The sequence below is a fragment of the Tropicimonas sp. genome, assembly GCF_047971885.1.
Classification (GTDB): Bacteria; Pseudomonadota; Alphaproteobacteria; order Rhodobacterales; family Rhodobacteraceae; genus Tropicimonas.
Window position 1 is genome coordinate 1 of sequence record NZ_JBKEAE010000054.1, and the last position, 8422, is coordinate 8422.

Genomic DNA, 8422 nt, shown 5'->3' on the forward strand with positions numbered 1-8422 from the left:
GTGCGGCGAGCGCCGTCATCATGCCGATGGGTCCCGCGCCGGTCACGACACCGATGTCACCGGGCTGGATGCGGGCGCGCAGCGCGCTCTGCATGCCGATGGCGAAGGGCTCGACCATCGCCCCCTCGGCGAAGGAAACCGTATCGGGCAGCCGGTAGGTGAAGGCGGCCGGATGGACGACCTCGGGCGTGAGACAGCCATGAACCGGCGGCGTCGCCCAGAAGGTGACCGCCGGATCGACGTTGTAGATGCCCAGCTTCGAGGCCCGCGAAGTTGGATTGGGTATGCCCGGCTCCATGCACACCCGGTCGCCGGGTTTGAGGTGAGTCACGTTCGCACCGGTCTCGACGACCACGCCGGCAGCCTCGTGGCCGAGGATCATCGGCTCTTCCACCACAAACGGGCCGATCTTGCCGTGTGTATAATAGTGCACGTCCGAACCGCAGACACCGACGGTCCGGATCGCAACCCGTACGTCGTCGGGACCGGGTTCCTGTACCAGCGGGAAATCCCGCAGCGACAGTATTCCCTTCTCCTCAAGCACAAGCGCAATTGCCATTAGATTCTCCTCATTGCCTCGATACCGGTTCTGCCCGACCGGGCGCCGGCCACCTGTACAAGCAAACAGCAGGATTTCCGTGACTGTAAATGCGGTATTTCGAACGACGGGTGGAGTGATTATCTGCACCGACCAAAATAGTATCGAAGGCGACGGCATCGTTCTCCGGCTTTGCCGGGCAGAAGCCGGCAAAACCTGTTTGGGTGTCGAGATCATGCCGCATTTCCGGCAGACACGGCGCAGGGCCAGGCCGCATGCGATGCCTGGCGGAACCTCACCGGATCGCGACGCATTGTAGCGGGCAGCGGCGACCGTGCGTCGGTACATGGGCGTGTGGTCCGGTTTCCAGTCCCGCTAACATCCCGTCTTTGAAAGCCGAATCCGGGGCGGCGATGGATTCTGACCGATAATCCGGCGTGAGTTGCGGATATCGGTTGCGACCCCCCGAAACACACGCCGCTTTACATTACAATAACGCTTTGTGACATTTTTTCTGCCGCTTGCGTTTCGGACGCTTCCGAAGTGGGTGGAAGGGTAGCGGAGGAACGGGCTTTCATTCGAACCATGCGGTCGGTCTGCGGGCGAAGTCGCCGGCAGAGCGGTGATGTTTGCCAATGGCCGGCCGGCATGTGGGCTGTGGTGCGTAACGATGGAGGGGTAGAGTGGCTGCGACAGACTTGTCCGAGGTCTCGAAGGCGAAGACCGAATTCGTTCCCAAATCCCTGCGGGTGCCCTTTGTCCTTCTGGTCCTGTGTTTCACCGCCTGGGGTGCGGCCGCCAACCTGACCGACATTCTGGTCGGGGTGTTCCGCGGCATCTTCGACATGACCAACCTGCAGTCGTCGCTGGTGCAGTTCGCCTATTACGGCGCCTATTTCCTGCTGGCGCTGCCGGCAGGGTTCATCAACAACCGCTTCGGCTACAAGGCCGGCGTGCTGGTCGGTCTGGGGCTGGCGGCCGTCGGCGGGATTCTGTTTCTTCCTGCAAGCAGGGTGCTTGCCTACGAGATGTTCCTTGTTGCGCTGTTCGTGCTGGCGGCGGGGCTTTCCATTCTCGAAACCTCGGCCAACCCTTTCGTCATCGCCATGGGAGACGAGGCGACGGCGACCCGCCGGCTCAATCTGGCGCAGGCGTTCAATCCCATCGGCGCCAATATCGGCGTTCTGATGGGGGCGGTGATGATCCTGCCGGCGCTGACGCCGGAATCGAGCAAGGCGATCATGACGGCAGAACAGTTGCGCGCCAGTCAGGAGGCCGATCTGGCGCTTGTGCTGGCGCCGTATCTCGGCATCTCGGCGGTGCTGATCCTGATCTGGCTGCTGATCTTCTTCCGGCATTTCGATCTGCCGTCGCAGCCACCCTATGGCCCGCCCGGGGCGTCGGGCAATATCGCCAGCCGGCTCTGGAACAACAGGCATTACCGCTACGGCGTGATGGCGCAGTTCTTCAACGTCGCGGCGCAGACCTGCATCTGGACCTTCACCATCCTCTACGCGCAGGACGTTGTCGGCGTCTCGCCCGAGAATGCGGGCTGGTGGCTTCAGGCGAGCCTGATCATCTTCCTGATATCGCGCTTTGTCATGACCTGGCTGCTGGGCATCTTCCGCCCCACTCTGCTGCTGTTCGTCATGGCGCTGTTCGGCGTTGCCTGCTGCCTGACCGCGATGTCGGTGCTCAACATTGCCGGACTGATCGCGGTGGTCTCGGCGTCCGCAGCGCTGTCGCTGATGTTCCCGACCATCTACGGCGTGGCGTTGCAGGGGCTTGGGCAGGATGCGAAGTTCGGATCCGCCGGGCTTGTCATGGCCATCCTGGGCGGTGCGATCATGCCGATGGTGCACGGCGCGGTGATGGACCAGATCGGCCCGGCGATGGGCTATGCGGTTCCCGGCATCTGCCTGATGATGGTCGGTGCCTACGCGCTGTTCGATCTGAGGAACCCGCGCCCGGCGCCGGGCGCGAAACAGGAGCGTCCCCTGGCCGGAGGTGAAACGTCATGACCAGCTTCTCGAACAAATCATGGCGGCGCGCCGGCACGGTGTTGCTGGCGGGGCTTCTGCTGACGCTTGCCGCCTGTGACGACGACGGTGACGATGATGTCACGATCGGGCTCATCACCAAGCAGGAGATGAACCCCTACTGGGTGACCATGCGCAGGACGGCCGAGAAAACCGCAAAGGACGAGGGCGTCGCGCTTCTGACCGGCACCGGCGAGAGCGACGTGGATGTCGATGGCCAGTTGGCGGTGCTGGAAACCATGATCGCGGCGCGGGCCGGGGGCATCCTGATCGCGCCGACCAGTTCGACCGCGCTGCTGCCGGCGATTCAGGCGGCGCGGGACGCCGGGGTGATCGTTATCGCGCTGGATACGCCGGTTTCTCCGCCCGAGGCGGTCGATGCCTATTTCGCCACGGACAACGAGGCGGCCGGGCGGCTCGTCGGGCAATATGCCGTCGCCAAGGCGGAGGAGCTTGGCATAATGCCGAAGATCGCCATGCTCGATCTCGCGCCTGGTATCAGCTCGGGAGAGGAGCGGCATGCGGGTTTTCTGGCGGGCTTTGGCATCCCTGAGGACGATCCGGCCATCGTCGCGCGTGCCGATACCGAGGGGCACCGGACCCTTGGCAGGGAGCGGATGGACGAAATCCTGCGTCAGCACCCGGATGTGAACGTCATCTACACGGTGAACGAACAGGCCGCGTTGGGCGCGCTCGAGGCGCTGAAGCAGGCCGGGGTGAACCTGCGCCGTACGGTTCTGGTGTCGATCGACGGCGGCTGCGCCGCGATCAAGGGCGCGGTACGGCAGGGCGAGATCGACGCGACGGCGATGCAGTTCCCCGAGAACATGGCGCGCGAGGGCGTGCGGGCGCTGGCCGCCGCGCTGCGGGGCGGCGACACGCCGACCGGTTACCTCGATACCGGGGTGCGGCTGATCACCGACGACAAGGCGCCCGGTGTGCCGTCGGAGGATGTTGCCTATGGTGTGCGTAACTGCTGGGGCGAATGATCGCCTGATCGCCCGCCGCCCGGTCACAGCGCACGGGCAAGCCGGGCAAGATGCGACCACAGCGCCGCAGCATCCGGCCGTTCGACCCAGATGCGCGCACCCTGCCCGTCGCCGGCCAGCAGCGCGCATGTGCCGGCAAAAAGACATGCGGCCGATGGCGCGCCGGGCGGTGCGCCGGTGCCGGCGGCGATGATATCGGCATGGCCGGGGCCATGTAGGCCGATCTGAAGATACAGGTCATCGGCCGCGCTGGTGGCAAAGCTGCCCTGCCAGCCTTCGGTATCCGGCGGGGCTGCGGCGCAAAGCAGTGCACGGTCGCGGGCGATGCGCAGGGCGAAGGGGCCATCGGGCAGCCGCTCCATCAGCCCGAGCAGGGGTGCTGCGGGCGCAAGCGTGCCGATTGCCGCGCCGAGATCGCCCGAGATCAGCGTTGCACCCGCCGGCGGCCGGCAGAAAAGCGTCACCGCGCCTGCCGTGAGCGTTTCGCCCGGCTCGGGCGTGCGGGTGGTCCAGTCGTGTTCAGGCATGGAGCCGGTCTCCTTCGGGATCGAGGGCACAGGGCCCGGTCACCCGCGCGCGCGTGGTTTCCCCCAGGTGGAAAACCTGTACCTCCCGGCCGGCCAGCGCCCGCCCGCCCTCGATCATCGCCAGCGCGATCGGGCGGTTCAGGAAGGGGCTGAAACAGCTCGACGTGACAAACCCCGCCGACCGCCGCGGCTCGTCCTGCGGCAGGATATGGGCACCAACCGGCAGGGGTGTGCCGCCCGCCACCTCCAGCCCGACAAGCTGCCGGCGATCCGGGCGCATGGCCTCGGGGGTGAAAAGCGCGCGGCGCCCTGAATATTCGTCCTGCCGCCGCTCACGCGGCCCGCCCCAGCCGAGATCCTGCGGCATGGTCACGCCGTCTGTGTCCTTGCCGATCAGGATGAACCCCTTTTCGGCACGCAGGATCATCACCGCCTCGAGCCCGATCCAGCGTCCGTCCGTCTGTTCCCTCGCCGCGTCGAGCGCCGCAAGGAGTGCCGGGCCACGGCGCGCCGGAACCGAAAGCTCGTACGAGCGGTCGCCGGTAAAGCTGACCCGCGCAACCCGGAGCGCATGGCCGTTCCATTCCGCACCGGTCACCGCCATGTGGGGCAGGGCTGTATCGTCGGTCACCGCCGCCGGCAGACCCGCCGCGACGAGCAGCGTGCGTGCCCGGGGGCCGGTCACGCTGAGCGTTACCCATTGGGCGGTGACATCGTGCAGGAACACGTGCCGGGGGTCGAACCTGTCCTGCCGCGCCTCCTCGAGCAGCAGCCTGACCGACGCCACATGCCCCGACGAGGCGGAGACGACGAAGCGATTCTCGGCCAGCCGCAGAACGACGCCATCGTCGTGCACCACGCCCGTTTCCGACAGCATGAACCCGTAGCGGGCGCGCCCCGGTTTCAGGGTGGACATGCGGACGTAGCCGCAGAAATCCAGCAGGTCGGCGGCGCCCGGCCCGATCACCTCGATCTTGCCGAGAGACGAGGCATCGTAGAGCCCTGCCGTCTCGCGCGCGGCCAGTGCCTCGGCCCGCGTTGCGGCGGTTTCCTCGGGCCCGTACCAGGCAGGACGCAGCCAGCCGCCGTATTCGCGGAACACCGCACCCCGTGCCCGGTGCAGCGGTTCGAGCGAAAGCCGCCGTGGCGGGTTGAACGCCTCGCCCCGGCGCATGCCACCGATCACCCCCAGCGGGACCGGCGCAAAGGGCGGACGATAGGTGGTGGTTCCGGTCTCGGGAATGGTCCGCCCGGTCAGGGCCGACATGGCTGCCAGACCGGCGAAATTGGCGCTGCGCCCCTGATCGGTGGCCATGCCAAGCGCGGTGTAGCGCTTCAGGTGTTCGACCGAGGTGAAACCCTCGCGCGCGGCGAGCGCCACGTCCTTGAGCGTCACGTCGCTTTGCGGGTCGATCCACTGGCGCCCCCTGAGCGACGGGTCGGGGCGCATGGTCACGAGCGTCCAGGCGGTGCCGCCAGCCTGCGGCGCAGGGCCTGTGCCCGCCGCCGCCGCGTGTCCCTGCGCCAGCGCATCGGCCAGTCCGAACGCGCCGTTCGCCGCCCCGGCGACACTCAGGGGGGACGATCCGGGGCGCGGGACCAGCGCGTCCGAAGCGGCATCGAAATCGAGCCTGCCGCCCGCCTGGCAATGCAGGTGAACCGACGGCGTATAGCCGCCCGATACGAGGATCGTGTCGGCATCGATGCGTTCGCCGTTCACCGTTGCGGCGGCAACCTCGCGCCGGCCATGCGCATGGGTCAGGCGGGCCTGACGGATCAGCCGCACATCGTCGGGGGCGGCGGGCGTTTCGCCCCGCACGTCGGCCAGAACCACCTGGCAGCCGGCTTTGGCAAGGGCGCGGGCGATGGGATATGTGGCGTCGTTGCCGGTGGCCATCACAATCCGCCGGCCGGCCACCGCACCGTGGAGTATCAGATAATGCAGGGCCGCCTCGGCGGACATCACCCCGGGCAGGTCGTTATTGGCAAACCAGAGCGGCCGTTCGATGGCGCCCGAGGCAAGAACCGCCGCCCCGGCGCGCAGCAGCCAGTGGCGATCGGGTTTTCCCCGCCGCCGTTCCCAGATTGCGAAAAGGCCGTGATCGAAGGCGCCCCAGACGGTTCCTCCGGTCATGATCCGGCCGCCCGCCGCGCTGATGGCGGCAACGGTTGCCGCAGCGAATTCCTGCCATGGCGCTCCGTCGATCTCGCCACCGCGCCAGCGCAGGCTGCCGCCGGCCTCGTCCGCCTCGTCGATCAGCCAGACGGTTTGGCCCCGCACCGCAGCGGCTCGTGCGGCGGCAAGACCGGCCGGCCCGGCGCCGATTACCAGATGATCGCAGCGGGCGTTGATCCGGGGCACGTCGGCGGGCGGGTGGTTGTCCGGATCGAGCCTGCCCATCCCCGCCATGCGGCGGATCATCGGTTCCCACCGCATCCAGCCGGGGGTCATGAAGGTCTTGTAATAGAACCCGGCGGGCAGAAAGCGGTGGGCACGGTCGATCAGACGCCCCCGGTCGCGCGCCGCATCGGGCGCGGTGTTGACCGAACGCAGGTCCATCCCGGCGCTCAGGGCCATCGTCGTGGCGCGCAGGTTCGGCGTGGTCCGGCCGGCAAGGGTCACATCGAAGATGGCGTTCGGCTCTTCGCCCCCCATGCCCCAGAGCCCGCGCGGGCGGTGGTATTTGTAGCTGCGGCCCAGAATGCGCGGGCCGCCCGCCAGAAGGGCCGAGGCGAGCGTGTCGCCGGCATAACCGGTCAGCGGCCGCCCGTCGAAGGTGAAGGGCAGGGGGCGGGACCGGTCGATCCGGCCCAGCGTTTCGTGGCGCCAGCCGCTCATGCCTGCCTCCCCGGGAGCACCTCGGCGCTGAGAACCTCGCGCGTGCGCCTGTCACGCGTCATGACGAAGAATTCGCCGCAGCTCAGATGCACCCAGACCTCGCGGGCGGGGCCGAGCGGTGCATCGTTCATGTAGAGGTAATCGGCCCAGTCGCCATCGCTGACCCCGGGTGCGGGTTCGAGTCGGCGCTTGCCCGCCTCGGCGGCAAAATGAAACTCGGTCTCGTCGCGCGGGCCGCAGAAGGGGCAGGGGAAGCGTTGCATGGTTTATCCTCGCTCAATGCGCGATGCCGGAACCCGCGGCCTCGTCGATCATCCGCCCGCGCGCGAAACGGTCCAGATCGAAGGGGCGGCTGATCTCGTGGTGACGGCCCGTCGCCAGCAGATGCGCCAGAAGCCAGCCGCCCGCCGGCGTGGCCTTGAATCCGCCGGTCCCCCAGCCGCAGTTGACATAGAGCCCCGCCGGCCCGACCGGGCCGATCACCGGCGAACTGTCGGGCACCACATCGACCACGCCGGCCCACTGGCGCAGCAGTTTCAGTTGTCCGAAGGCCGGGAACATCTCCAGCAGGCCCGAGATGACGGCCTCTTCGGCGGGCAGGTTGCCGCGCTGTCCATGAGTCGGTACCCGGTCGAGCCCGCCGCCGAAAACCAGCTCTCCCTTGTCAGACTGGCTGACGTAGGTCCCGGTCCCGAGATAGAGCAGCACCGTATCGAGCACCGGCTTGACCGGCTCCGAGACGAAAGCCTGCAACGCATAGGTATGGATCGGCAGCCGTACGCCGGCGGGTGCAGCCAGCCCCGGCGTGGCGCCTGCGGCGGCGAGGCCGACCCGCCCGGTGCGGATCGTCCCGCGCGTGGTCTTCAGGCCGGCTATTGCGCCACCTTCGACCAGCAGGCCGGTGACGGCGCAATTCTCGACGATATCGACGCCAAGCGCGCTGGCAGCACGGGCATAGGCCCAGGCCACGGCATCGTGGCGCGCAACCCCGGCCCGGCCCTGCCAGACCCCGCCGAGGCAGCGGAAGCGCGCCCCGGCGGTCTGGTTGAGCAGCGGAATGCGTTGCAGCGCCTCGGCCCCGTCCATCAGCCTGCCGTCGACGCCGTTCAGTTGCATCGCGTTGGCGATGCGGGTGCAGATTTCCATCTGCATCGGCGTATGTGCGGCGATGAGCATGCCCCGCTGCGACAGCATGATGTTGTAGGTCAGTTCGCGGCTCAGTCCCTCGTAGAGCCGCAGCGCCAGGTCGTAGAGTGCGACGCTTTCGGGATAGAAGTAGTTCGACCGCACCACCGTCGTGTTGCGTCCGGTGTTGCCACCGCCGATCCAGCCCTTTTCCAGCACCGCGACCCGGCTCATCCGGTGGTTTCTGGCCAGGTAATACGCGGTGGCGAGCCCGTGCCCGCCACCGCCGACGATCACCGCGTCATATCCGTCGCGCGGCACGGCCTTGCGCCAGGCGGGTTGCCAGCCGCGATTGTCGCGCAGCC

The 8422-nt window shown here is 67.7% G+C and carries 7 protein-coding genes; 2 read left to right on the forward strand and 5 right to left on the reverse strand.

The features are described 5' to 3' along the window. On the reverse strand, positions 1–559 hold a 559-nt coding region (locus tag ACK5IR_RS05485; protein ID WP_416926700.1), incomplete at its 3' end, for an alcohol dehydrogenase catalytic domain-containing protein. Positions 560–1221: 662 nt separating this feature from the next. On the opposite strand from ACK5IR_RS05485, the gene fucP reads away from it, so the two are divergent. Then, entirely contained in the window at positions 1222–2559 is a 1338-nt protein-coding gene (gene fucP, locus ACK5IR_RS05490) for an L-fucose:H+ symporter permease (protein WP_416926702.1), read from the forward strand. Further along, the gene (locus ACK5IR_RS05495; protein ID WP_416926704.1) at positions 2556–3566 is read left to right on the forward strand and encodes a substrate-binding domain-containing protein; all 1011 of its coding nucleotides are present in this window, start codon (positions 2556–2558) and stop codon (positions 3564–3566) included. Before fucP ends, ACK5IR_RS05495 begins: the two co-directional genes overlap by 4 nt. A gap of 23 nt (positions 3567–3589) precedes the next feature. Here the strand turns inward: ACK5IR_RS05495 and ACK5IR_RS05500 are convergent, their stop codons facing one another. From ACK5IR_RS05500 to ACK5IR_RS05515, 4 genes are read right to left on the reverse strand one after another with little or no spacing between them, the layout of a single operon-like run. Next, positions 3590–4093, reverse strand: coding sequence for a hypothetical protein (locus ACK5IR_RS05500; RefSeq protein WP_416926706.1), 504 nt, complete (start codon positions 4091–4093; stop codon positions 3590–3592). Continuing rightward, the gene (locus ACK5IR_RS05505; protein WP_416926708.1) at positions 4086–6932 is read right to left on the reverse strand and encodes a 2Fe-2S iron-sulfur cluster-binding protein; all 2847 of its coding nucleotides are present in this window, start codon (positions 6930–6932) and stop codon (positions 4086–4088) included. Before ACK5IR_RS05505 ends, ACK5IR_RS05500 begins: the two co-directional genes overlap by 8 nt. Beyond that, positions 6929–7195, reverse strand: coding sequence for a sarcosine oxidase subunit delta (locus tag ACK5IR_RS05510; protein WP_416926710.1), 267 nt, complete (start codon positions 7193–7195; stop codon positions 6929–6931). The genes ACK5IR_RS05505 and ACK5IR_RS05510 overlap by 4 nt, the downstream gene beginning before the upstream one ends. Positions 7196–7208: 13 nt before the next feature. Next, a complete protein-coding gene (locus ACK5IR_RS05515; protein WP_416926712.1) occupies positions 7209–8420 on the reverse strand; it encodes a sarcosine oxidase subunit beta family protein in 1212 nt (403 codons plus the stop codon). Positions 8421–8422: the final 2 nt, after the last annotated feature.

Bases quoted from the DNA above. Each gene is read 5' to 3' on its own strand.
- ACK5IR_RS05495 (WP_416926704.1), top strand. From the start codon at position 2,556: ATGACCAGCTTCTCGAACAAATCATGGCGGCGCGCCGGCACGGTGTTG.
- ACK5IR_RS05500 (WP_416926706.1), bottom strand. From the start codon at position 4,093: ATGCCTGAACACGACTGGACCACCCGCACGCCCGAGCCGGGCGAAACG.
- ACK5IR_RS05505 (WP_416926708.1), bottom strand. From the start codon at position 6,932: ATGAGCGGCTGGCGCCACGAAACGCTGGGCCGGATCGACCGGTCCCGC.
- ACK5IR_RS05510 (WP_416926710.1), bottom strand. From the start codon at position 7,195: ATGCAACGCTTCCCCTGCCCCTTCTGCGGCCCGCGCGACGAGACCGAG.